This window comes from Pseudooceanicola atlanticus (assembly GCF_000768315.1).
GTDB lineage: Bacteria > Pseudomonadota > Alphaproteobacteria > Rhodobacterales > Rhodobacteraceae > Pseudooceanicola > Pseudooceanicola atlanticus.
The window spans coordinates 1-26,498 of sequence record NZ_AQQX01000026.1 but is presented as its reverse complement, the minus strand read 5'-3'; the positions used below and the strand labels follow the sequence as shown (position 1 = coordinate 26,498).

Annotated in this window: 7 protein-coding genes and 2 pseudogenes; 3 read left to right on the top strand and 6 right to left on the bottom strand. The window is 57.5% G+C overall.

What is annotated here, in order from left to right:
• Positions 1 to 1,070: 1,070 nt before the first annotated feature.
• On the bottom strand, positions 1,071 to 12,608 hold the full coding sequence (locus ATO9_RS22195; RefSeq protein ID WP_043754700.1) for a cadherin-like domain-containing protein: 11,538 nt from the start codon (positions 12,606 to 12,608) through the stop codon (positions 1,071 to 1,073).
• Between the two features lie 685 nt (positions 12,609 to 13,293).
• Here ATO9_RS22195 and ATO9_RS22190 point away from each other — a divergent pair.
• Both ATO9_RS22190 and ATO9_RS23760 read left to right on the top strand, forming a co-directional pair.
• The gene (locus ATO9_RS22190; protein WP_043754699.1) at positions 13,294 to 15,621 is read left to right on the top strand and encodes a calcium-binding protein; all 2,328 of its coding nucleotides are present in this window, start codon (positions 13,294 to 13,296) and stop codon (positions 15,619 to 15,621) included.
• A gap of 1,086 nt (positions 15,622 to 16,707) precedes the next feature.
• On the top strand, positions 16,708 to 19,404 hold the full coding sequence (locus tag ATO9_RS23760; protein WP_052418539.1) for a calcium-binding protein: 2,697 nt from the start codon (positions 16,708 to 16,710) through the stop codon (positions 19,402 to 19,404).
• A gap of 2 nt (positions 19,405 to 19,406) precedes the next feature.
• Here the strand turns inward: ATO9_RS23760 and ATO9_RS24875 are convergent.
• The 5 genes and pseudogenes from ATO9_RS24875 to ATO9_RS22155 all read right to left on the bottom strand — a co-directional run bounded on the left by ATO9_RS24875 (position 19,407) and on the right by ATO9_RS22155 (position 25,815).
• Positions 19,407 to 20,698, bottom strand: a pseudogene (locus ATO9_RS24875) (IS3 family transposase).
• Between the two features lie 373 nt (positions 20,699 to 21,071).
• Positions 21,072 to 21,884, bottom strand: coding sequence for an alpha/beta fold hydrolase (locus ATO9_RS22170; RefSeq protein ID WP_052418537.1), 813 nt, complete (start codon positions 21,882 to 21,884; stop codon positions 21,072 to 21,074).
• A gap of 308 nt (positions 21,885 to 22,192) precedes the next feature.
• Positions 22,193 to 22,480, bottom strand: a pseudogene (locus ATO9_RS24870) (site-specific integrase); the annotation flags it as partial.
• Between the two features lie 209 nt (positions 22,481 to 22,689).
• On the bottom strand, positions 22,690 to 25,287 hold the full coding sequence (locus ATO9_RS22160; protein ID WP_043754697.1) for an ATP-binding protein: 2,598 nt from the start codon (positions 25,285 to 25,287) through the stop codon (positions 22,690 to 22,692).
• A gap of 18 nt (positions 25,288 to 25,305) precedes the next feature.
• The gene (locus ATO9_RS22155) at positions 25,306 to 25,815 is read right to left on the bottom strand and encodes a GNAT family N-acetyltransferase (RefSeq protein ID WP_043754696.1); all 510 of its coding nucleotides are present in this window, start codon (positions 25,813 to 25,815) and stop codon (positions 25,306 to 25,308) included.
• Between the two features lie 186 nt (positions 25,816 to 26,001).
• Here ATO9_RS22155 and ATO9_RS22150 point away from each other — a divergent pair, with 186 nt between their 5' ends.
• Complete coding sequence (locus ATO9_RS22150; protein WP_043754694.1) at positions 26,002 to 26,274, top strand: DUF4242 domain-containing protein; 273 nt, start codon at positions 26,002 to 26,004, stop codon at positions 26,272 to 26,274.
• Positions 26,275 to 26,498: the final 224 nt, after the last annotated feature.

The following is a 26,498-nucleotide window of genomic DNA, read 5'->3' as shown; positions in this document are numbered from 1 at the left end:
GTTGGCGCAGACTCTACATTAAGGTGAGGGATTTCGCGGGGGGCAGGTCAAAGTGTGCCCCGAAGGACCGTTTGCCAGACCTTTCTCGACCCAAGAAGAGCTTCCCCTGTCAGACAGACGCCGGTGATACGCTACGCCCCGGCTCGCAGATCGTCCGATGTCTCGACAGTGCCATACCGAGCCCTGTTGAAGCCGTCCGCACCTCGATCCCTCTGTGTTCCACTATGACCACATCCGATCCGGGTCCTCCGATCAACAGATCATCTCCGCACCTCCAGCAACTGTGTCATCGCCGAAATGGCCATTAATCTCGTCGATCCTTTGCCGCACGTCAGGTGATCAGATCAATGATCGCCAAACAGCGTAACTTCACAAAATCCGCCTACACTGGTGTAGTTGCCGCCCTGCCCATCCGAATGATTGGTCCAAACGTCGCCCATGATGGTGCCTTCAAGCTGTGTGCCGACGACGTTCACGAACCTCAGTAAAGCCGAGACAGCGCAGCCGTAATATGTTCCGCCTGGGTTCGCCGGGCCAGATCAAGCTCCATCCCACCGTCAACCGGGCCGCCAAGAAAGAAAAAAGCGGGACCCAGAGTGTTGTCGCAAGCCCCCCTGCGATCCCGAGATTTTCTACATCGCGGCTCTTGTCCTCGGACGAATGGTGCGTCCGTTTGCGCCGGCGAATGCCCTTACCATCCACTAAGCTGTAGGCTTCGATGTTCCGGGTTTCTGTCTCATCGCCACTCCTAGGTGGCTTCGGTGAGCCTGAAACCCTCTGTTACAAAGTCAACTCATATGTCCCGAAGGCGCTGAGGGCGGACAGTCGCGAGGAAATGTCTCCGGGCCAGTTTCATTTCGGCGCAGCGGAATGTTAGCGATTCAGAGGACAATACCGAAAACCCGCAATAAAGGCGATCGGCACTGCAGCGCAGCGCCGGCCGAATTGGACTAGTTTCGAAGTATTGGTCCAAGCTCTCCCTGATATTTGGCAAACTTTTGACTTCTGAACCGGATGAATCACCATCAAGAAAGCGGCGTGCACGGGAATGCTCCGGGGACGCGGATCAGTCAGAAAATTTCAATATCGGACGCGACGAGCGTCGCGTTCTGTTCAAAAGTGGCGATCAGTTGCTTGCTGCCTACGCCATTGCCGTCGCCGTCGAACCACAAATGGCCAGAGGCCTGATCGAAAATGAAGCGATCGTTGAAGTCGAGCGCCTCTGTGCCTTCGCGGAAGAGCGCCGCCCCAAGAGTGCCCGTGCCGATGCCGAAAATCGATCCCTTCATCAGTAGGCGGTCGCCCTCATTCTCTTCACTGACGTTGAAGTCGATGATCCTGTCGACGTTGTTGGGCCCAAAGGCGCGGTCGAAGACGAATGTATCTGCCCCGGCCTGCCCCTTTAACGTATCCCGGCCCTGACGACCGATGATAAAGTTGTCAAAGGGGGTCCCGACAATCGTGTTGTCGAGCCCGTTGCCAATGCCGTTGAAGATCGCCGGGTCACCATCCTTGGTAAAGAGCGTCTGCATGAAGAGACGTTCGATATTCGCGCTCAGTTCGACCGAACGGAAGGCCAGAACGACATCGTTGCCCTCTCCTTCCAGTTCCACGGCGGTATCGCCCGGCGAACGGATCAGGTAGCGATCATTGCCTTCGCCGCCGACCAGAGTGTCAACGTTCTTCCCTCCGTCCAGAACATTATCGCGGGCGTTGCCCGTTATAATGTTCTGAAGACCATTGCCCGCGCCCGTGATGGCGTTGCCAGTTAGTTCCAGGTTCTCGATATGGCTGCGCCCCATTCGGAAATCGACTGAGCTTACCACTGTGTCGATGCCCGGGAAGCTACGGCTTTCAGCCACACGATCCCCGGGATTGTCGACGTGGATGACATCTGAACCGGGTCCGCCGTTCAATGTGTCTTCGCCGCCATTGCCAAAGAGCGTGTCATCGCCTTCGCCACCGAACAGAATCTCGGCCACACCAGTGCCGTTGAGCACGTCGTCGATATCGGTCCCGTCGATAATTTCCGGCGAAATAACGATTTCGACTGTGCCGTTGGTGACGAAGACGCCATCACTGACCGAATACTCAATCCGGTCCGTGCCGACCGCCAAGCCAGTTGGCGTATAGGTCATACTGCCATCAGGATTGATGGTAAACGCGCCTAGGGCCTTGTCGCTGGTACGGGCACTGGAGACGATCGACAGAACGTCGGAAAGGTTGACATCGCGGTCATTGGACAGCAGCCCCGTACTGGCGGAGAGCGATAGCACTTCGCCGACACCGAGATTGAAGACCTCGGAGTCAACAACCGGCGCAGCTGCATCGGCCACCAAGCCGACAACCGTGCCCGCTTCAGTTTCGATGAATTCGAAGCTGCGCCCCTCAAAATCGCCCTCGAGTTTTAGCCGGCTTTCCACGACACCATCGTTGTCGAAGTCAAATTCGAGAATGGCGGACCCAGGACGGATATTCACTCGATCGGAGGGCACGTTGAGCCCTTCGATCATGATGACATCGCCTTCTTCGAAATCTTCGACCACGTCGTCGTTCAGATCATCCAGGTTTCCGGCGATAGTGTCCTCGCCGCCACCCATGACGATTCTGTCTGCACCGCCGCCCGGAACGAACATGTCCCGACCAGCAAGGCCATTCATGAATTCTGGGTTCCTGCTGCCGCCGAAATAGTCTTCTGAACCGGAGCCCAAGACACTCTGGAAATTTCGGAACGTGTCAAAGCCTGCGGCGCCACGGGTTGTCCCGGTAACGAAATCGACGATTACGCCGCCTGTCGCCTCGGAATAGACCAATGTGTTGATACCCTCGCCACCGTTGAGGTCGTCGTCGCCGAGACCACCTTGCACGCTATCGTCGCCACCGCCGGCGTTGATGACATCGACAGCGTCGTTGCCGACGACCGAATCGCTTTCATCTGTGCCGAACAAAATGCCGCCGCTTTCCGCCGCTGCGATGAGCTGCGGATCGGAGGACCGGCGTTCGATGTTGATGTCGTCCAGCTGGGCAGCCGACACGCCGAGAAGCTGTAACTCCATCCCGGTCTTGAACCTGAGGACGACATTTTCTCCCTGTGCGGATGCAAGAGCCTGTGCGACATCCGAAAAGGCGAATGCCGTGAGGTCCAATGTATCCAAGGCGATGTCGAAATCGGAGACAACGACGATATCATCGTCGCGCAGCACGACGACCCTGTCGGCGCCAGCGCCAGTAGAAATGGTGTCGTCCCCTGCCCCACCGCTGATCGTATCGGCGCCAAGGCCTCCGACGAGGACGTTATTCGACGCGTCCCCCATAATCTGGTCGTCGAGATTGGTGCCCACGACATTCTCGATGCTGAAGAGCTGATCGAGGCCAACCTGTCCATTGACGACGACGCCATCTTCGGACGTGCCTCCCAGCACGACCTTGATCCCGCGAATCTGGTCAAAGCCGCTTTGCACGTTCGAGCCGTAACGCACGGTATCGATACCGCGACCGCCAAAGACCGTGTCATTGCCGCCGCCCATGATGAAGATATTGTCCCCATCCGTGCCGATCAGCATGTCATCCAGACCGGTGGAGGACACATTCTCGAAGTTGTAGGCCTTTTCGATATTTCCATTGCCGTCGATGATTTCGCCAGTTGTCAGGTTGGCGAATACCCCCTGGGTTATGCCGCCTGAAACGACATTGTCGGTCAAAAGCAGGGTGTCGACACCCGCGCCGCCATCGACTTCGTCGGCACCTTTTCCACCGCGGATCGTATCGTCGCCAGCGCCGCCGATAATGGTATTGTCGCCCTCATCTCCTTCGAGAAAGTCGTTGAACCTGGTGCCGATCGCGTTTTCGACACCCTGAAGTTCTGCGATCGGCTGGCTTGTGGCGGCGAGACGGTCGACCACGGTCTGCTGATCGAACTGGCTCACAATCTGACGTGGACCGTTCAGGGTCGCACTTGGACTGAGGGTGAAGGACACACCGCGGATCAGGTGAGACAGATCGACGGTGTCGATCCCTTCGCCAGCATCGAATTGGGCGAAGCCCTGCATCAGAATCAGTTGGTCGTTCCCGTCAAAGCCGGTAATGATGTTGCGATTGGCAGAATTGCCGCCACGCGCCACGAAGACGTCACTCTCTTCGCTGCCGATCAAGGTATCAGCGCCCAAGCCGCCATCCAAGCGGCTGCCTTCTGCGCCAGCGGTCAACCTGTCGTTCCGGTCGGTCCCCACAGCGTTTTCGATCGAGACGAGGGTTTCGACATTGCCGAATGTATCGGTTGCAGTTCCGGCCGACAGGTCCACCGTAACGGCAAAACCGCCGCGCTCGAACGAGAAGTCCACCGTGTCTCGGCCCGACTTGCCATCGTAGCTGTCGACGCCCTTGCTGCCGGTGAAGACGTTTTGCGACCCGTTACCGGTGAAGGTATCGTCGAAGAGCGATCCGATCACATGTTCGATCGCCTCGACGAATTCAAAGCGTTCAGAGCCGAGCGGTAGACCAGGTTCACCATTCGGGAAGCGCGGCGCCTTTTCCTGGACCAGCGTCGAAATCAGATCGATATCGAGGCCCTGTGGCTCTTCCGTGGAAAACAGGATTTCGCGGTAATCAATACGGTCAAAGCCGGACCCACCGTCGAGGCGACCGAAATCGATCTGGCCGATGAAGAGGTCATCGCCGCCAAGGCCTTGCACCAATTCGAGCTGGAACGCTCCATTAAATGTGTCTGCAAATTCAGTGCCCAGCAACACCTCGACACCGAAATCGCTGGAATTGTCCGGAGCAACGATCAGACCAGACTCGTAGTCGACCAGCTGCACGGTTCCGTCCGCGTTGAACACAGTCTTTGCGAAGCCATCGATCAAGATTCCCGCATCGGCGCCCACAAAGCTGAGCGTGTCCTCTCCCAGTTCTGCCGCGAAGAACAGGTCAATGGCTCCTGCATATTCATAGCGGTCATTGCCGCCACCGCCCTGAACAAAACTACCGGTGCCGGTGCCTGTGCTGAGCACGTCATCACCTGAACCGCCGAAGAGCGCATCGATACCGCCCCCGCCGATCAACGTATCGTTGCCGCCGAAGCCCGTTATTTCGTCCTCTGTGTCGCCACCAATGACAATTTCATTGGCATCGCTGCCTTCGAACATTGAGAAGCCGTCGCCTAGCAGAAACCTTTCGACGTCAAGGAAGCGTAAACGTTCATTATCGTCAGGTTCGAAGAGGTCGATCCCGGTCACGCGACCGGCCTCAACAGAGCTCCCCTCCTCGTTCTGCATAGTCTGTCCGCTGAGGACACGGATGAACTGATCGTCGGATTGCGAGGACAGGTCCAGCGTGTCGAGAACACCCTCCCCTGCAAGGAAAACACCACTGCCGCCGTTATAAACGAAAGTATCGTTACCGCCGAAGCTGAAGATATCGTCAAAACCAGTGCCGCCGATAATGGTGTCATCGCCAGCCTGGGTCGTGATGATATTTGTCCCGCCAAGGCCCTCGACCAAGAAGTCGACGATGTCTTCGAAAATCTGAAGGTCCGCATCGACGAAGAAGAAGTCGGTATCGGAAGTGTCGGTCAGGCGATAGCTTTCCACACTAGTGACATCCGTGGAGCCATACCCGGCCCCTACGATGGTTCCGTTACCGTCCATGGCCAGAGTGACCTGCAGGTTGCCGAAGCTGGCCACATCGGTGACGGTCGGATCGAGGATCACCTGGTCGTGCCCACCGCGCCCATTGATGAAATCGTCGCCTCCGCTGATGGTGAATAGGTTGTCGAAATTGTCGCCCAGCAGAATGTCCTGGAACTGGGTGTCAATCACACCTTCGAAGCCCGACAGTATGTCAGTGTTGCCAAAACTGTCCGTTGCCGTGCCGGTCTCCGCTAGGATGGGAGTGCCGTCCGGTTCGGACGAGGCCACGTCGGCGAGGGCGACGAAGACGCCAGCGCCGCCATTTTCAGAACGATAATCCAAAATGTCGACGCCACCGCCACCGGTCAACGTATCATCGCCAGCCAAGCCAGAAACGACGTCGTCGCCGTAACCCCCGTCGATCCGATTGCTCTGATCGTTACCGACAAGGCGGTCAGCGAAGTCCGTGCCGGTAACGGAGTTGACTTGAGTCGAGACCATCAGCGACCGGCCAATGCCAAAATCTCGGGCATCGGTATCGTCATCGGTCCTGTACACGGGCGGGTTGCCGAGATTTAACGCTACGTCAACCGCCGCGCCGAAGCGCGAAAAATCAACGGCATTATCCCCGCCACCGCCGATGAATATGTCGTTGCCGCCATTGAGGACGGCATTCTGCTGCCCCGGGATGGGCCCGTCCGAGAAACCGTCCGATCGCCCTTCGTAGACATAGGTGTCGTTGCCGGCCCCTCCACGCGCGAAGTCATTGCCTGCACCACCGATAAAGGTGTTGTCGCCTGCGAGGTCAGACAACGTGTCGTCGCCTTCGCCGCCGATCAGAAAGTCGGCGCCCAGTTCGGAACCATCGCCCGCGCCGATGACGTCGTCATCGTCACCGCCGACAAGAAAATCCGCCCCTTCCCCACCGAAGAGCGTATCGGCGCCAGAACCCCCCAGTATGAAGTCCGAACCGCCCTGCCCGATCAGCCTGTCATTGTCCCCTCCCCCCTCGAGACGGTTGTCGCTGGCATCGCCGTCGATTACGTCGCCAAAAGCCGATCCGATCACGGCCTCGATGCTGACGAAAACATCGCCCAGCGCCTCTCCACCCAGAGACGGAAAAAGGTTGTCTAAGTCTAGCGTCACGCCGGAGGCGCTGTTCTGATAGCTGATCAGATCGAAACCGGTGCCGCCATCATAGAGATCGGGTCCGATACTGGCGAGAAACAGGTCATCACCGCGACCACCGAAGAAGAACTCGGCTGCTGCCGTGCCCTGTGTGAATTCGTCGGCCTCGTCGGTGCCCAGGAATTCGTTGCCCGGCACCGGTGCGCCGGAGGGTCCGGAAACCAGGCCCGTCGCATCGAAGGCGAAGCCGGTTTCGACGTCGTCGGTGAAGAAAAGGAAGTTCTGCGGGCTGATGCTGTTGCCGAAGTAGTTCTGGATCGTGACTGTGCCGACCCCGGTATCAACGACAAGGTTCGCTTGGGACGCATCGGTGTCGAAGGACAGATCACTCGTCAATGCGCCAATAAAGTGAATCTCTGTGATACCGGAAAATTCGTTAAGAATGACGTCATTGCCGAAACCGGGACGCGAGGCAAACTGTGTTGCGGTTGCGTCGAAGACATAGGCATCGCGGCCGAGGCCGCCGATCATGATGTCGTTGCCGCGGTTGGACAGCAGCACATCGTCGCCGCCATCGGTGGACAGGACACTATTGATGGTGCCGCCGACCACGACCTCACGAGAGGCGCCGCCGGAGACGACCACCCGCTCGATTCCGGAATAGGTCACGCTGCCGAAAGCCTGGTCCAGTCGGACCGTGCTGTCTGGTTCGAAGAGGTTGGCGAACGCAAAGGCCAAGTTGGTGCGCTGTTCGGCTATTGGGCGATCGAGATCGGTATCGAGCAACGGGACGAAGTCTCCCGCAGACGGCGCGAAGACCGATAGGGCATAGCCGCCGATCTGCGACCCGAGATCGAGCCTGTCGAAGCCATCACCTTCACCACCGAAGACGATATCATGACCGCTTTCGTAGTTTATGATGTCGTCACCGCTGCCAGCAAGGACAGTATCATCGCCGCCGCCGTCAAAGACGTGGTCATCACCTGCACCCGTAAGAAGGTAGTCGTCGAACTGGCCGCCATCGACCGTGTCATCGCCGCCGCCGAGCTGCAGGGCAAAGCGTTCGAATTCGCCGATCTTCACACCATTGCCGATGTCGTAGAACGCGCCGCTTTCACCGCTACCCGATGCGGCGTCGCGCGCCGAGAAGAACAGGTCCGCGGTCTCGCCGCTGAAATCGCCAACGAAGAGGTCGTGATCGCCGGCCCGTTCGCCGCCTGCATGCAGAAGGCCACCCTGCCAAACCACGACATCATCGAAATCATTGGACCCCTGCCAATCAACTGCTTCGAAATTGTCAAAGCTGATCTTGTTGATCTGCGTTGCGCCGTCCAGCAGACCGATCTGGAAAGCCGGCGCCGAAGCGGCAACGATCGCCAGGGTCAGGGCCTCCTGACCGCCCGTTGTTGCATCGATCTGCTGGTCAATCTGGGGTGTATCCAAGCCGCTATTGGCCAGGATTGCGAAATAGAAGCCGCCGGGCGCGAGCGCCTCCCGTTGTTCGCTGATGTTGGAGACTATCAAGCGGTCCGCATCTCCACCGCCATCTGCGATATCGGTGCCGTCATCGCCTTCCCAGTAGATCAAATCATCACCGAAGCCGCCGCGCAGGGTGTCGTTACCTGCCTCGCCCGCCATGTAATCGGACCCTTCACCACCATCGAACATGTCGTCGAGACGACCGCCACGTGCCGTGTCGTCCCCAGTTCCGAACAGAATGGCAGCACGGTCGACCCCCTGCACCAGCGCCCCGTTCGACAACGGTTCCGGCGCTTCGAGCTCAGCATCCGTAATGAGGAATTCGACAGCGATGTCCTGTGCCGAAAAGTCAGCGACAAAGAGGTCTCTATCACCGCTCGGATCGTCCTGATCTTCTCCCGCGATGTAGGTCGCGCCATCGGCGTAAACGAGGACATCATTGGCCCCTTCGGAGCCGATGACATTGATCCGATCGATCCCGGCAGCTTCGACAAAGTTGTTATCGTTTAGATCGCCGAAACCGTATATGAAACCCTGAGCCAGATTGGCGCCGCCCCCTGCATCCAAGAAATTGACAGCGGCAAGCGTGAGAGAGTCTCCCGTTAGGGCGCTAGAGCCGCTGAACAATACGAGACCCGAAACTGTCTGGTTTTCTCCGGGGTCACCCGCCGCGATAAGCAGTGTGTCAATTTCATTGTCGACCGGGATGCCGTTATCCTCACCGCCGAAAATGCGGTTGATTCCGGCATCGGTCGCCACATGAATGAATTGGTCCGATCCGGCGCCGCCGAACAGCGTGTTGGTGCCGCCCCGTCCTTCGAGAACGTCGCGCCCTCCTCGGCCATTGAACCGGTCATCAAGGTCACCGCCTCGCAGCAAGTCGCCCTGTGACGAGCCGTCGACGACAAAGCGTTCGAACCCGATCAGGAAGGTATCGCCAAAGATGAACTCGCCATTCGGGTTGCGCAAGGCATCCCCGGAAATGGTGACATTTGGAACGAAATCGCCAATACGATCCACGTTTTCGAAGCGCGTGAAATCGGCAACGAAAACGTCAACTGGCTCTTGGAAAGCGGAAAACATTGGCTGCGTGCCGTTGAGCAGATCGACGTCTCCATAGGCGGCGCGGGCGTTTTCGATAGCCCCCCCGGAATAGAAATCGCCCCCAGTGTAGATGGCAAGGTCGGCTGCCATGTCGTAGCCGTCGATGCTGATCGCCTCGATATCGCCGCCGATGCGAACCCGATCACCCGCGCGTCCGGCGGTGAACATCTCGATCTGATTGGCGGTATCCGCGGGAATGATCGAATAAAGAGAATCGCCGTTGGCATCGACCGCATTCTCAGTTTCGGTGAGGCGATTGACATTGTCGGGATCGATCCGGTTGATGATATCGTCCCGTAGCTGCTGCAAGATGAAATCATTGCTTCGGGCGTCGGCGTAACCACCGAAGGAGCCGCCGGAATTGAAGCCCCAGCCAATCCCAAGCGCCAAGGCGCTTTCCGTAAAATCGGTATAATTCGGACGACCCGGAGTAACGGTGATGGCATCGACACGAGCGGAGGAGAACAGTAGTTCGTCAAAGCCCTGACCGCCACTAATCGTTGTTTGTGCGCCCTCTTCATCGGATGCGGCTATTGCCTGGGCATCGGTTAGACCAGTATCAAGACCAGTTTTGAACTGTACTCGGTCATATACGATGTTGTCATCGCCGCCACCGCCGCGGAAATCGCCGGCACCATGGAATGCGGAGGTGATGATCAGATTGTCGTTGCCTCGGCCGAGATCGAACAGATTCTTGCCGACCCCGTCTTCGGCGTTGAGACCGCTACGCACGACATCCGCACCTCCTCCGAAATATGCGATGATCGCCTCAAAATCACGGATCGTCGTGCTGCCCAGGATCTCTCCGCCCGCTTCGTCTAGGAAAGCGATCTTGGCGCCGTCGAAATCTGCCGCTTCGACAGTGATCTGGGCAAATTCATTATTGGTTTCGGCATAGGTCGTCGTGGTGCTGGCACCGTTGCTGTTGGCCTTGTTGATGCTTTCTGCGCGGAAATCGACTTCGGCTGCACGATCTCCATGTCCGGCGAGGAAATTAGCAACTAGCACATCGCCACGACTGGTGGATGCATTGATCGAAGAGCTGTCGCTTATCGCGTTCTCTTCACCACCATCAAGTTTGGTGGGGATGTTGAAAACCGGATTGACGCCGCCGCTGTCGCGCCCCTGATAGACCACAAGATCACTGTTATTGGATCCAAGAACGCTAGGCGCAACGGTCGAAAGAAGGCGGGTGGTGTCGTAGACGATCTCGAAGCCATCATAGCCCTGATCATCGGCTTCGAAGAGCAGACCTTCATATGCAAAGGTATTAACGGTCGCCGTTGCTACGAGGTCGATCGCGGAGTTGGGTGATGTCACCAACATCTGCAAAGACGCATTGGGGTTCGACAGCAGCGGTGCGGCTACGACAGCGTTGTTTAGGGCCGGATCCAGACCAACGATGGCCTGACCGAATTCGTTGGTGGCTTGGCCAGTCCAGAACAGCGCAGTGTCGGAATCGCCCCCCACGCCGTCAAAGAATTGTTCATTCAGACCGTTGACGAAGATGATGTCGCGGTCGGCCTCTCCATCACTGTTGGTGTCCACAACCTCGTCAAACACCTTGACCACGTCATTCTGCCAGCGGGCCAACTGAATAACGAAGTCCTTGATGGTCTGTCGTGCGCCTGGGGCGTTTTCGTCGAAGCCCGGTGGCACGACATTGGTCCAGAAGTATTCGTAGGTGGCACGTTGCTGGTTGAAATCGCCGGGCAGATAGCCCCATTCATCGAGGCTGTCGGTCTGTTCGTTCACGACGCCTTCCGGCAGGTTGGAGAAACGACCACCGCTTACGGCAAATTGATTGGCCGCAATATCGAATAGAGGCACATTCAGGCCGTCTTCGGGGATAGTAGCTTCGAGCAATGGACCGAACGACAGACCCAGCTTTTCCCCGATCGTTCCGCCGATACCGGCGGACAGGACGCTAACGGTGACGCTGAAACTTCCCCCGATACCGACGCGATGGCTGACCTGCGCGCTCTCGACGTCGAAGAAGGCCTCGACCGTAACCTTGGTGGGCGCCGAGTTGACGTTCGGATGATCGACCAGGAGCGGATCGCTCTGCCCAAGGTAACCGGTGGTCACGCTGTCATCGAGCGGATTGTCAGGTGTCCCGGCATCCGATCGAAGGGTGACACGGACATTCGGCTTGGCTTCGGCGCCAGGATCGACCGCTTCGTTGCCAAGCAGCGAGTCGAAGATGCCGCCGACGAAATTGATAATGTTGTTGCCGTCCAGCAGGCTGTCCGATTCAATCGGTTCCTGGCTGAGATCGACGGTCAGAGCCTCGGTAACACTCAGGCCGGCAGAACCTGCGATGTCCACGAGGGTAATTCCAAGCTCGAAATTACCCTCTCCTAAGAATGGAATGTAGTCGCTTAGATCGAAATCTTCGCTGACGAAGACAGTTTTCTCCAAACCAGCCCCGATCGCAGTACCGACTCCGGGCAATGATTTCAGCAACTTGACCAGCAGAGCGTCGAGATCACCTTCGACAGCGAAGAACGGATTGGGAGAGAACCCGTCACCGGAAACAATCGTGCTGCCCGAGCTGTCACCTTCGGTGTCGGCGCCGGTCGGCAGACGTAGCACGATCGATATCTCATCAGACAGGTCGAAGCTTTGCTGCGCACTTCCGGCATCAAGAGTGAAAATCGGGATCGTCTCGTCTTCGAAGTTGAAGAGCGTGAATTTGTCGAGACTCTCGGTCGACTGGAATGGCAGACGGTAGGTGATATCCCGAAATTCGAGAGCCGCGCCGACAACGAGTTCGAGTGAGAGGCCGCGAACGGCCTCGTCATCCCCGAGCCCTACGCCGGTACCAAGACCGTCAGAGGAAGAGGTAGCGCGCAGCACTTCCGTATCGGAAAAGTCAAAGAAGGCCTTGGTGAAATTACCATTGATATCGGTGACGTCCGAGAAATCGATATTGCGAGAATTGAAGTAGGCGGAGTAATCTGGATCGCTCGGGACAAAAAAGTCATCGTAAAGGACAGAGGTTTCAATATCATATTCTGTATTAAATGACCCTGGGGAACCCAGTCCAGCATTCAACCGGAAACCAAATTGGAAATCGAGGAACACATCGGCCTTGAGCTGTCCGAGCACGTTTAGATCGACGTCAATGATATTGAATTGCGTTGGCCCTGGATCAAAAACAAGAGCATCCTCGGAGCTCCAGGACAAGCCATTCGCAGTACCAGCACCAAGCAGCGACAGGTTCTCAGCAGAAAAACTCAGGAAGGTCGGATCACGGACGATGGGCATAAATTGCTCCAAGAAGGTAAGTGAAAATTTACTTAGATTAACCGTATGACCCACTGCCGGGCAGAGCAAGATTCGTCGTCATCCAAAGCACGCAAAACAAGCAAGGCACTGAATCAAAATGACTTTTCTCGACCGCCGAAATCCCGATCTCACATGACCAAGTCCGATCAGCAGCAGGCAGAAGATTTTCATTGAAATACAATTACTTAACCGGCGCCCGAAATCGTCTGCGGGCCGAAACGCCATTCAATCCGTTCGGGAAGGGGAAAAAATCGAGCAAAAACTGGACGCACGACAAGAAACTTGCACCCAAAATGCACCCACTCAGATCGATCAACGATTCGTGATGCAACGATTTTGGGGCCTTCGACCGGCGGAGGCGGAGGGCTCGAAGCTCGTGCTCCCAGGCGGATGACAATCCTGTTTGAGGAAACGTCTTTGACCGCGCCAGTGTTTATTTTTGCAAATAATAGGTTGGCTTGTAAATTTGGCACCACAGCGTCGAAAAATTACAAATTAGCAGTCAATCCTGCTGCAAGAGCTGCCGGGAAGCCAAGCCAACCTCGGCAAATTATCGCTCATGCCTGGGATGACCTTGCGGAGACCTAGCCGATCGGCAACCATCAGAGTTTCTGCAGCTACACAGTTTGCATCCGTTTTGTTGAAGCATTTGAAGGGACAGGAAATGGCGCTTATTCAGGGAACCCGGGCAGGAGATGTGCTGACAGGCGGAGCTGATCACGACACGATCTATAGTGCACAGAGTAACGATACATTATTCGGCGAAGGTGGAAACGATGTATTGTATGGCGGCAATCAAAACGACTCACTGCACGGCGGGCTCGGAGACGATACACTGTTCGGGGGCAATGGGCGTGACTACTTAATTGGTGTTGATGAGATTCGGGCTCTTAGCACCGAATCCAATATAATGAGAGGCGGCGCTGGAGGTGATGTTTACGTGGTTCGGTCGACTGCCGACAAGGTGATCGAAGGCCCGGATGGCGGTTACGACAGGATTTACACTATTTTCGACGTCTGGCCGCTCCCCCCGGCTTTGGAAGAAGTCCACTTGGGAGATTATTTCGAAGATGGTGTCTTGAAGGGGCCGACTGTAGCGATTGGGAATGAGAAGAACAATCGTATTTTTGGGAACTTCCAAGACAACCTTTTGAAGGGTCTGGACGGTGACGACAGGCTGTACGGCGGGGAAGGAGACGCGGATACGCTAAATGGCGGTCGAGGGAATGATACATTGGAAGGGGAGCAAGGTAATATCTTGCTCGGCGGACCTGGCGATGATGTTTACCAATTCAGCCCTGACTCGATGCCAAAACTCTATAGGGAAATAGAAAACGCTGGATTTGACACAATAATGACGTCAAGCCATTTCCGCTTGGGTGAAAATTTTGAGGGATTGTGGGTTACTGGCAACAGACCATGGAGCGGGTATGGAAACCAATCTGACAATTTTTTAAAGGGCAATAATGAAGGTAATTATCTGTTTGGCGGAGAGGGAAATGACACACTAGAAGGAACCGGCGGAGCTAACAAGTATGTCATGAACACTGCTCTGGGTTCGGACAACGTCGATACCATCGCGCACCTGTCTTCGGAAGAACAGATCCTCCTGCACCCTGATGTCTTTGGCGCCCTTGCTGACCAAGCCGGAAATGATCTGGACACTGGCTCCTTCGTGACAGGCAGTTCGGCCGCGGATGCGGACGACCATATCATCTATGACGATACGACCGGCGAGTTTTTCTACGACCCCGATGGCACCGGCGCAATTGAACAAATTCTGTTTGCTCGATTAGAATACTTCTATCTGGATTCGTTCCCCGAACCTACTGCCAAAAGCTTTAAAGTATACGAAGAAGTTGGGCTGTTGATAAACGGCTCGGGTTCGAGAGACGATCTTATCGGAACCCCTTGGGACGACAGCATCAACGGCGGAGGGAACTCCGACGAGCTTTATGGTCTGTCCGGTGACGATCAGCTGGACGGAGGTTCTGACAGTGATGAACTGTATGGCGATACCGGCAATGATACCCTTCTTGGGCGCGATGGCGACGACGAATTGTATGGCGGTAGTGGCGACGACCTGATGAGCGGCGGTACTGGCAACGATACCTACTGGATTGACAGCGTTGGCGACGTCGTAATTGAGGAAGATACGGTTGGCACGTCGGATTTAGTGCGGTCACATATCAACATAGGCGCTCTCCATGACAGGGTCGAAGACCTGCGGCTGCTTGACGGTGCTGCGCGGGTTGGCAACGGCAATGCCAGTGACAACCGTATCTTCGGCAATGACAGCGACAACTATCTGCGCGGCTTCGATGGCGATGACAGTCTGGATGGCGGATGGGAGGGTGATCATGGCGACACGCTGAAAGGTGGCGCTGGCGACGATACACTTGAAGCCGGCGAATACATGATGGGCGGCTCCGGCGACGACGTTTATTATGTTGTAAGGGCCCAAAACCTAGACGCCGTTATCATCGAGGGCGCAAATTCCGGGACTGACCTTGTATTGAGCAACGTGAGTTATCGACTTGGAGCCCATGTCGAGAACCTTGAGCTGGATCGTGGCGGCCACAACAACGCTATCGGCAACAAGCTAGACAATCAGCTTGAAGGCAACCAGTACGACAACGTGTTGAACGGCCGCGAGGGCAACGACACACTGACAGGGAATATCGGTGCGGATACCTTTGTCTTTTCCCGAGACCTGGGCCCGAACAATGTCGATACGATCACCGACATGAGTGGAAACGACACGATATTGCTGCATAGCAACGTGTTTTCCGCGCTCAGCGCCGGCGCCCTTGCCTCATCCGCCCTTGTCTTCGGAGGCGCCGCGACGGATGGCGATGACAGGATCATCTACGATCAGACCACTGGTCAGTTGTTCTACGACGCAGACGGCACGGGTGCAGCCGCACAGATCCTTTTCGCGGAATTGGAGGACAAGGCGTTGATAGCGGCTGACATGTTCTCAGTCGCCTGATGCGTTTCCGTCGCAATCAGAAGCTGGGCATGGAACGTATGTGCAGGGCTTCACTCAATTCAGTGGTTTCGATTTCACGGACCTAATCTGATTAATCCTCCCAAACTACATTCGTTGATTTGGGTCTGGTCGACCGGTTTAACGCTTGATTTCTTGGATGGTTTTTTCTCTAGGCACCAATTCGGCAGCCTGTTCATGGGAAATGAACCAAATTCCAGACAGGCTAATCCATTGCACTGGAAATCACGCGGCGTAGGTCGGGTATCGGCGTCGCCCCGGCCAATATGGCGGCAAGCCTGCCATATTGGCCGAAAACAGGCTTGAACAGCGTTTCGAGACGCCCGCTCTGGATCAGGCCCGGGGGACCAATATCACCTACCTGAGAATGCACGAAGGGTGGCTGTATCTGTGTGTGGTCATCGACCTGTTTTCCCGTCGTGTCGTCGGCTTTGTCGGCGCAACCCTCATGACGAAGGACCTGGCGCTTCAGGCTCGTCTGATGGCAGTCTGGCGGCGCACAAATCCTTTTCCAAGTCAAAGCGCAAGCAAACAAACAACGGAATGCTGTCGCCCATTGAATTCGAGATCAGGCCGGAGACACGAAACCATGCACGTATCTAGAAATCTAGGAGCACCCCACTTAAGATCCAAAGCTTTTATTTTTGCGAAGTGCCTTCCGCAATGTGCGTATCAGATTAGTCGCATTTTTCTTCATTTGGAGTTGGCCTTCCTTTGAGACGGCCTTTAAATGTTTAGAAACCCTCGCCGCGTTGTCACCACGCATTGGAATTTTGAATTGGAACGTCGATGACGCTGCTGCAAGATCGGAGGAGCTTCGTTAGACCTCGCCTGCAGGCCAAGCAAGCAAGAATCCTCTTATTCGGTTGCTTGCCTAGGGCCTTATTGAAAGGCATAGCGTCCGGAGGTACTATGAAATCGATTTCGTCCGGGTTTTGGCTTTGCCAGTCGGTCCAGGCTGGCATCGCATAGGTGGAAGTTGCCAACCCAAGCCGTTGTAAATGGACGACAAACTTTAGAACCGCCAATACCACCCCGAAAAGCATTGAATTGAGTTAGGTAGAAATAATGGTCGAATCCACTGTCAACGCGGCCAACGCCGGCAAAGATGGCAATCCCGATATTGCAACTCTTGCGAACGGAACAACGGTCGTTGCATACCAGTCCGAATTCGGCGCGACAGGCGGCGTCTTCGAAGTTCGATTTCAGCTGATCGACGCTCAAGGATCGCCGATTGGGTCACCGGTCGGACTGGGTCAGCAATCTAGTGTTACTGGCGGCGGGGCGGTCGTATCCGGTCTGTCCGACGGGTCCTTTGTCGTATCCTGGATCGCGAGCGGGAATGTTCTGGCCCAACGGTTCGACGCAAATGGCGTCTCGCTTAGCCCGATCATCACCGTCGATGACAACGTAAACATCAAGGCACTGGCTATCGAGCCCCTGTCGGGAGGCGGCTTCGTGATATCGGCGCTGCATGGCGTTGCATCGGGAGGTGGTTCGGCGGCTGTCCTCTATAATTTTGCGACAAATGCCGCCACGACGTTCACCCGCGACATCGAGAGTAGCAGCCAATTCGGCGGATCGGGAAATGGGATCAAAACGCTGGAGCTTCCTACAGGCTACTTTTCAGTCTGGGCTGCGGCCAACGATGAGATAAAAGGTGAATTCCACGAAGATGGCAGCGGCAATGAGACCATCTTTTTCGACGAAACCTTCGGCGCAAATGGCGGGATCGACGGCACAGTGGCAGCGGCCGAGCTAACCGATGGCAGCGTTGTTGTTGCATGGGCACAGTACGGCAATATTAGGATGTTGATGCCCGAAGTCAGCGACGAAGGCAGTTTCCTTCCCGGCGAAATCGCCAACGCCAATCGGATTGACGAAACCACGCAACCGGACATCTTGGCCCTGTCGAACGGTAATTTCGTGATCGTCTGGGCTGCACAGGATCCCGCCACCGGCGATTACAACATCAAGGGGCAAACCTTTGATTCAGACGGGGTACCGGTAGGCGGCGGCTTCCTGGTGAATGACGTCACCGACGGGCCACAGGTCAAACCCGGCGTTTCCGAAATTTCGAATGGTGGGATCCGTGTGGTCTGGCAGACCAATCCTTCGGGGAACCTAGACGTAGCGTTCAAGGACCTGACACAGGCTGAAATCACGGCAGGGACTTATACGATAGTCGAGGATTCTCCGACTGTCGCGGACGTGGAAATTACAGGCGATCTGGTTCAAGGTGAGGTACTTGGATCAGGGCCTCCGCCAACGGATGCGAACGGCATCGCTGAAGTGACCTATTCTTGGTATCGCAATGCAATGCCTCTCGGACAGAGCCTGAGTGGCGAAATCATCGCCGGAGCAAACGGCGCGACATACACCCCTGTCCAGGCCGATGTCGGCGAAACGCTAGGTGTGCTCGTGAGCGTCACGGACGATTTGGGTAACGTCTCGACCTTTCGCGACATTGCTGACGACGTCATTGCGAACCAGAACGATCCAGTACAGGGCGAGGTTTCGATTGACGGGGCAGAAGATGGTGTGACCGTCGGCGAAACTCTACGGGCCAATCCCTCGCTCTCGGATCCCGATGGTCTTGGTGTGCTGAGCTACACTTGGTCCCGAGACGGCATCGCCCTTGCTGGCACCAATTCTGCCGATTATGCGGTGACGGGGGCTGACCTTGGAGCGCAGCTGTCCGTAACTGTCTCATACGTTGATGACTTTGGCGCCACGGAACGCGTTACGAGCGATATGGCGGGCCCTGTCGGATCTGCAGGTCCGACCGAAGACGCAGACCTGATAATTGGGGGGACCGGTAACGACTCGCTCACAAGTCTTGGCGGAGCTGATACGATCTACGCATATGAAGGTGATGACACGATCGACGGCGGCGCCGGAGCCGATCGAATGATTGGCGGTCCCGGGTCGGACACATATCATGTTGACGACACCAATGATTTCGTCGGCGAGAGCCGGAATTGGGCCGGACATGACCTTGTCTACGCCTCGATCGATTTCCGCATGGGTCGAGCTCATATTGAGGACCTGTATTTGACCGGCCCTGCCCTTCTGGGCGCTGGAAATGGTCTTGCCAACGAAATTCGCGGGACGGTCGGAGACAACATCCTGGACGGAGGCAAGAACAATGACACTCTTATCGGTGGTGCAGGAAATGACACGTATCTGGTCCGAGCCCCAGGCGATACGGTGATCGAGGCGGCCGGACGGGGCGTCGCCGACACGGTAAAGGCGTTCCGAGCCTACAAGCTGACTGATAATGTCGAAAGACTTTATCTTCAAACACTCCGCAATGATGCCGGCGAAGGCATCGCTGGGGTGAACGGCATCGGCAATGACTTGGACAACACAATTGTCGGCAATCCATTTGACAATGTGATTGTGGGTCGGGAGGGGCGTGACACGCTGAAAGGTCAGGCTGGCGCCGACACGTTCGTTTTTGACCGTGCATATGGCCCGGCGAACGTGGATAGGATAATAGATTTCAATGTGAACGTACCCGATGAGGGAGACATTCTTAAAATGAAGGGCTCTGTTTTCGGCGGTCAATCGGCCGGTGTTCTGGACTCGCAATTGTTTACAGCCGGCACTCAAGCCAACGATTCAAATGACAGGTTCATATTTGATGCAGCGTCCGGCAACCTTTGGTTCGATGCCGACGGGGCGGGTGGCGCAAGCCAGATATTGATCGCGACATTCGAGCAAAACGCTGTCGTTTCTTTTGACGATATCCTGATCTACTAGGCTCATGATGATTTGAATTCCCGCCGCTGGCGTGCCCCATCGGGTGGCCCGGTTTCATTGGGAGTGCATCGTGGACTTGCCGGGCTTTTGTGGAGAGCGTTTAGCTCACTTCGCGGGCCTTTCGCTCGAATGCTATCGGGTTCCGCCTGCTGGCGTGATTGCCAGGCGAACGGCCACAACAGCTCCGACTTGATGGTCTTGAAGAAGGTCTCGACCATGGCGTTGTCATAACAGTTTCCCTTGCCACTCATGGAGATCAGGACGCCGCGCTTTCGGAGTTCGGCTTGGTATTCGACAGAGCAATATTGGCTGCCGCGATCCACTGCACGGCAGGGTATTTTCGCAGAAATAGCCCGAGAGGGGCTGTGGTGGACCAGGCCAGGCTGCGGATTGCGAGCCGCGAGAGCACGGCACAGGGCCTCGACCGACGGGCCGCGCTTCAGTCGATCACTCGTGGCCCAGCCGACAACCCGTCGAGAGAAGAGATCGATGAATGAGACCTTGTCCGCCATTGGTCCGAGGACAATGGTCGAATGCCAGGTAGAGCCAACCCTCAGCAGTCCAGATGTAGGAGATGTCAGCGCCCCACTTTCTGTCGGCGGCTTTCGCCGAGAAGTCCTGTGCAACATGGTTGGGCGCGACAGGCCAGGCATGTTCACTGTCGGTCGTCCGCTTGAACCGGCGCTTCTGTCGGGCCACCAGCTTGTTCTCTTTCATCAGGCGGGCTGTTCGATGCCGCCCGATCTGGTGTCCCTCATCGACGAGATCGCGGTGCATGCGGGGACTGCCGTAGGTCCCGTTCGACAGCGCAAAGGCCGTTCGGATGTGGGCAAGATGGATCATGTCCTGCCGCTGGCGATGACAGGCAGGACGATCCCTCCAGGCGAAGAACCCGCTCTGGCTGACTCCGAGAACCCTGCACATCCGCTGGATAGAGAAGCTGGCCTTCTCCGCCTCTATGAAAGCGAAGCTCATCGACTTGCGTCTTTCGCGAAGAAGGCGTTCGACCATTGTCCTCGGACCAATGGCGGAAAATGGTCTCACCCTTTTTTAAGATATCGCGCTCCTGCTTCAGAACCGCGTTCTCGCGGCGCAACCGCTTCAGCTCGGCGTGCAGGTCGACCGATGCCTCGCCCGGCTCACCAGCGTCCCGTTCACGATTGAGCCATCGCGTCAACGTCGAGAGCCCGATGCCCAGATCTTCTGCGATCTTACGCCGTGTCCGGCCGCTTGTCAGTGCAAGCCTAACCGCTTCCCGCCGAAACTCCGGCGTCGGTCTGTTTCCGTTTCCCATAGAACACTCCTGGTTCATCAGTTGGTGCTCTCCACTTTTTTAGGGCAAGTCCATTCTGGCGGGTCCATCCCAGATGATACAAGGTCTGATCGAAGCTGAGGTCGACCTTTCGGCGGTTACCGAACGGCGCAGATTATTTGATGTCGCAGGACATTACGCACGACCGGACGTGTTCACACTGCACGTGGATCGGACGCGTAAAGAACCGGTGCATTTCAATTGACCGCGCAATCCTTTCGATCACTGCGCCACATCTTCAAGCGAAAATGGTCGTGGAGCCATTCCGGCACAGCCAAAGTTGGCGTTGTTCGCAGCAAATTTCCGAAGCCAGCGCGAATTGCCCTCGGGCTGGCGTGCATGCGCATCGAAACCGTCAGAGGCTCATCCGCTGCAACCAGTTGACAGTGAGGGCCTTGAAGAGCTCGGGCTGCTCCCAAGACAGGCTGTGCCCCGCACAATCCAGCACGGCCAGCGTTGCTCTCGGGTATCTCTCTATGCCATCCAACATGTCCTGGTAGCCCGCCATTGCATCCTGACGCCCATTCACGACGAGGCAGGGTTTGTCGAAAACGCGCGTCGGATCGGCAAGGTCGAAACTGAAGTTGAAGTTATCGCGGACCTTCTCGGCCAAACGCCCGTCGACGAGCGCAGAGGCCGGCACCTTCGTGCGTTCGATTTTCTGAAGGACATCCGGTCGTTGAACAACGAGCCGGGATAGCCGCGCTGCGGCCTCGGGTGAAGCCTGCGATGACTCCGCGTCGGGCATTGTGACCAGCGTCCTGTGCTCAGGGCGCCAATCAGCCGAAGAGCCAGGCATTCCGTCCGCGACGATCAGCATCATTCCGAGAATATCATCAGGGCGGGTATGGGCCAGTCCCATCGCATGATAGGAGCCCCGCGACTCTCCGATCACCGCGAACTTTTCTCGGTCGAACGCAGCGTCGATGAAGGCGCTGATCATGCTCAACACGTCGTCCTGACCTTCTACGCTGTCATGTGCGATGGACTTACCATGCCCTGGCAAATCCATGTAGACACGCCGCCAGCCGGACGAATTTTTGAAGGCGGGCTCCAGAGCATCAAGCATGTGACGATGATCAAGGCCACCGCCGTGCATGATCAGGATGGGAGCACCTTCGCCTCTGATCGCGGCATGAATCTTCCCCATGGGCAGGTCAATTTCCATATGGGTCCTCCTCAGGGATCAGCCTATCAGCTCGGTCCTGCGATGCCAGCTTTGTCTGTAGGAGGTGGACCTGGCTCGTCGCGACTTCGCAGTCGATACGAATGGCCGACTTGGCGATACTGCACCGCGACATCAGTATGACAGGTCAATATCCGCTTTGGACCGGGAGCTGACCTGGACGCGAAGGGCGAAGAGCAGCCGTTCGCAACACGAAAGATGAAAGGCACCATTGGGCCGGGATCGGTAATCCGCTGTATCTGGCACAAGGGTCCGCTATGGGCCGGCCGCGACGGACCGGCCCCTGGCGCTTAGATCTCTACCGACTCTGCGATCGTAAGCACATCCTCCAGCTCGACGTCGAGGTAGCGCACGATGCTGTCCATTTTTGTGTGGCCAAGCAAGAGCTGCACTGCCCAAAGATTGCCGAACTTCTGATAAATCCGCGCGACCTTGGTGCGACGCATGGAATAGGTGCCTTAGGCGCTTGGCTCGAGACCGATGGAGGTCAACCAGTCCCGGACGAGTCGAGCATACTGCCGCGTCGAGATATGACGCCGTTCGTGGAACTGTCCTGGCCAGAGACGCTCTGACTCGACGATGAGCGGGACGTCGAGCCAAGCTTAGATTGCTTTCCGGCCCCTGCTTGACCAATACTTGAGTCGGCATCCGATCCTCAGTTGCCAATGCACTCAGAACAAACGGCTATTCTCGAGCGGACATTCGGACGGCTGGCGTAGCCGACCATGAGCCCATGCCGGTGGCATGCAATTGATCGCTTGAGCCGGCGGGTAATAGCCGCCTTGGGTTATCTATTTTCTTTCCCTTCGGCAGTTGGCAGCACCATCATCTCTCTTGCTTTCAAAACAGCTTCCATACGGGAGCGGGCGTCGAGCTTCTCGAGTATTGCAGAAACATGGTGGTCCACAGTCCTTGGTGAGATGAACAGCCGCTCGGCAATCTCTCCGTTTGTCAGCCCTCGCGAGAGCAGTTCTAGCACTTTGTTCTGGCGGCTTGTCAGACCGGCCGCATTCTCACGCGTCGAGGCACGCGGTCCCCGCGGCACCGACTGAACACCGCGCTCGCGGAGGTCGAGGCGGACCCGTGCTGCAGTCGCCGCCGCCCCGAGACCGTCGAGAAGGTCCAATCCCATCCGCTGGGCCTCCGCATCGCCATCAACAAGGGCCAGTGCACGTTCGAACGGACAGCCCAACCCGGCCCACGCCGCCGCTGCCGCGCGCCAGTCGCCGCGGGCGAGATGCCGATGCGGGGCTTCCAGTTCGGTGGGCGCCTTCATGTCGAGGCCGAGTTTCCGGCCGAGCTGCCACAGGGCGCCGCCGGACCAGCGGTCGCCACATTGCTCGGCTAGCGCGGACGCTTCAGAAATGCGCCGGGCCACGTGTGTATCGGCCTCACCCTTGAGCCAGGCTTCTTCCGCCATGAGCAAAGCATGGATGAGGAATCGCGGAGGCTCATTGCCGGTCACCAGATAATCCGCCAGGCTTCGGATGAGGGAGCCTGCTTCCGGGTCTCCACGCCGAAGGCGAACCTTGGCGAGCGCGGCCGTGGCCGGGAACTTCAACATGGGTGAGGCTTGCGTCTTCATCAGGACCCCGAGAGCAGCCTCCGCCGCCTCGGTCCAAGCGCCATCCCGCACGAGCAGCATCGCCCGCGTTCCAGTCATGTACCAAACCCAGCTGTCCAGGTCCCGTGCCTCGCAATAGGCAATCCCTTCGGGCAACATCCGGCGCGCGCGCGGATGGTCATAGACGGCCAGCGCCATGTAACCGGCATTGGTGTAGGCCCGCGCGGCGTGTTCGGGCAGTTCGTGCGCAAGCGACAATTCCAGGGCGCGGTCCAGCGCGTCGCGCGACGCTTCCGGGTCGGCATGGCTCAGCGCGCTTCCCGTGTTATTCAGCGCGTGCGCAACGATGTCGACGCGGCCCATCTTTTCGGCGAGTGGAATGGCGCGGTCGCTCCACTTCAACGTCTCGCGCAGGTCTCCAGCCAACATCGCCAACTGGCCGAGGTTGGAGCAGGCCATCGCAAGCTCGGGACCCGGTGGTTGCGCCGCCAGGACGCGGTAAGCGTCTGCAGCGTGGCGATCGGCCGCCACCCGGTCACCTGATAGCGAATGCATCCGGGAAAGCCAGCGCTGCGCGTCACCCTCGCCAATCGGATCCTCCAGGCTGCGCCGGATCTCCAGTGCCTCGGTCTCGGCGGAAATCGCCTCGGGCATGCGGCCCAGAAGGTGGAGTTCGAATGCAAGCGCCTCGCAAAGTTGCGCGCGGTCGGCCGTGTTGGCGGGCGGGCTTGCGGCCAGCGCATTCTGCAGATGACGCGCGGCTTCGCGATGCGCGCCGATTGCCGTGGCCTCGCGAGCGGCACGCGGTGCCAGCTCTGCGACGGCGGCACGTTCGCCCGCTGCGTCGGCGTGATGAACCAGCCGCGCAGTCGAGATCCCCGGCCGATCGCGCAGAACCGACAGGGCTGCAGCGTTCAAGGCACGTCGGCGCCCCGGCGAAAGCTCCATTTCGATACTGCGCCGACCAAGCTCATGACGGAAAGCATAGGTCGTCGCATCGCTCTCGATCAATCCGACATCCGACGCGATTTCCAGCCGTTCGCTGGCGCCGGGCGCGAGAAGGTCCAGAACATCAGCTTCGACCCGGCCAGGAAAAATTGCGGCCATCTGCATTGCATCCTGCGTCGCTGCGGGCATCACGTCGAACCGAGCGAGCACGGTGTCGCGGACCGTTTGCGGCAAGGTCTCCTGCATGCGCAGAAGCTCGGTGACGAAAAAGGGGTTGCCCCCCGTCAGCCTGAATATGTCTTTGGCGTTCCGGCCGGAACCGGCGGCCAGATACTCGACGGCGCCAAGGCTGAAGGGAGGGACATCGATATAGTCCAGATGATCGCGCGGCACATGGGTCAGAACATTGCGCAGCCGCGTCCGGGCCTCCCGGTCGTCGTCGCGGGCGGTGATGAGCAGCATCAGAGGCGCCCCAGCCTGTCGCCGACCGACAAAGCGGACGAAGTCCAGCGTCGCGTCATCGGCCCAGTGCAGATCTTCGATGATCGCGAGCGTTGGCGTATCTGACAGTGACGCGAACATGTCCGAGAAGAAACGGCTGCGCGGAACGTCGGGCCCGGGCGGCGAAAACGTCCCCCGCATCTCTTGGCGTTCCCAGTCGGCCAGCGGGCCGAGCGTCTCGGGCGTTGCGAAGTCCTCGCACGCACCCCACAGAACCCGCAGATCCGCCTGCGCCGCGAGGTGGCGCACCAAGGCGGTCTTTCCCGACCCTGCTTCCCCGAAGAGGCAGACGAGCCCGCCGTCATGCGTGGCGGCCCGTTCCATCATCCGGGTCAACGTGTGAAGGATCGTTCCGCGTTCGATCAGTTCCAACGCCTCGCTCCTTGCGTGTCAGTCGGGCAGCTTCAACTCCATGAAGACCAGCCAGCTCCTCATCTCGTCTTCAAGGTCATAATAGGGAGCAGTCTCGACAAAGCCCAATCGGCGGTAGAGACTCTGAGCCTCGTGTTGCTTGGGGCCGGTGTCGAGCAGCAAGCGGTCATAGCCGGCCCTTTTCGCCTCCGCGATGATGGCCTCGGCCAGCGCCTTGCCCAGGCCCTTGCCGTGATAGTCCGGATGGACGAACATCCGCTTCATCTCGCAGGCGCCGCCGCCAACTTCGCGTAGGGCGACGCAGCCCGCGGGCGCATCCTCGTCGCAGGCAAGCAGCAAGCGGCCGCGTGGCGGACCATAGACACCAGGCAGCCCGTCCAGTTCGGTCTGGAATGTCCTCATGTCGAAATACCGGTCGATCAGATCGCGATATTCCCAGTGCCTGTCGTAGTGCCAGTCGACGAACCCGGCCATGAGCGTTCGCACCGCGTCCAGTTCAGCTTTTGTAGTTGCTTGTGCAATTCGCATGATGCCTCCGGTCAGGTTCACGGGGACCAATGGAGCACCCACGCCTTCGCTGGGTCAAGGCACGTAAGCTGGCAAAGGTCGTAACCGAAAATAGGTAGTTTGCCGCCGCAAATTGGGCAGTGGCTCCGATGCGCAGGTGTGCTGTGCGGTGCATCCTCAAACCCGGCACAACAAAGGAGACCAGTCATGCCACGCTACCTGATCGAACGCACTTTCCCCGAAGGCCTGAACATCCCGATCAACGATGAGGGGAAAGGGGTTTGCTTTGACGTCGTCGACCGCAACGCGGAAGGCGGCGTGACCTGGGTTCATTCCTATGTGTCCGGCGACAAGCAGAAGACCTTCTGCATCTACGACGCTCCGACCCCTGAAGCAGTCCGGACAGCGGCACAGAAGAACGGCCTTCCGGTCGATCACATCACGGAGGTCAGTGTTCTCGATCCATACTTCTATGCCTGACCTGGCTTCTCCGGATAAGTAGGCCATTGCCATGTTAGTGCTACGTTTTGCACTGGTGTCAGAAATGACATGCCGCAGCGTTGCGTGGCAATGACCACACGAAGGTCGGCTCTGGGCCGGTCGCGCAGACTGAGTAATCGGTTCTAGTCGCAATCAGTCCGGTGGTTTCCTTTGCGTGACCTGCCCCCCGCGAAATCCCTCACCTTAATGTAGAGTCTGCGCCA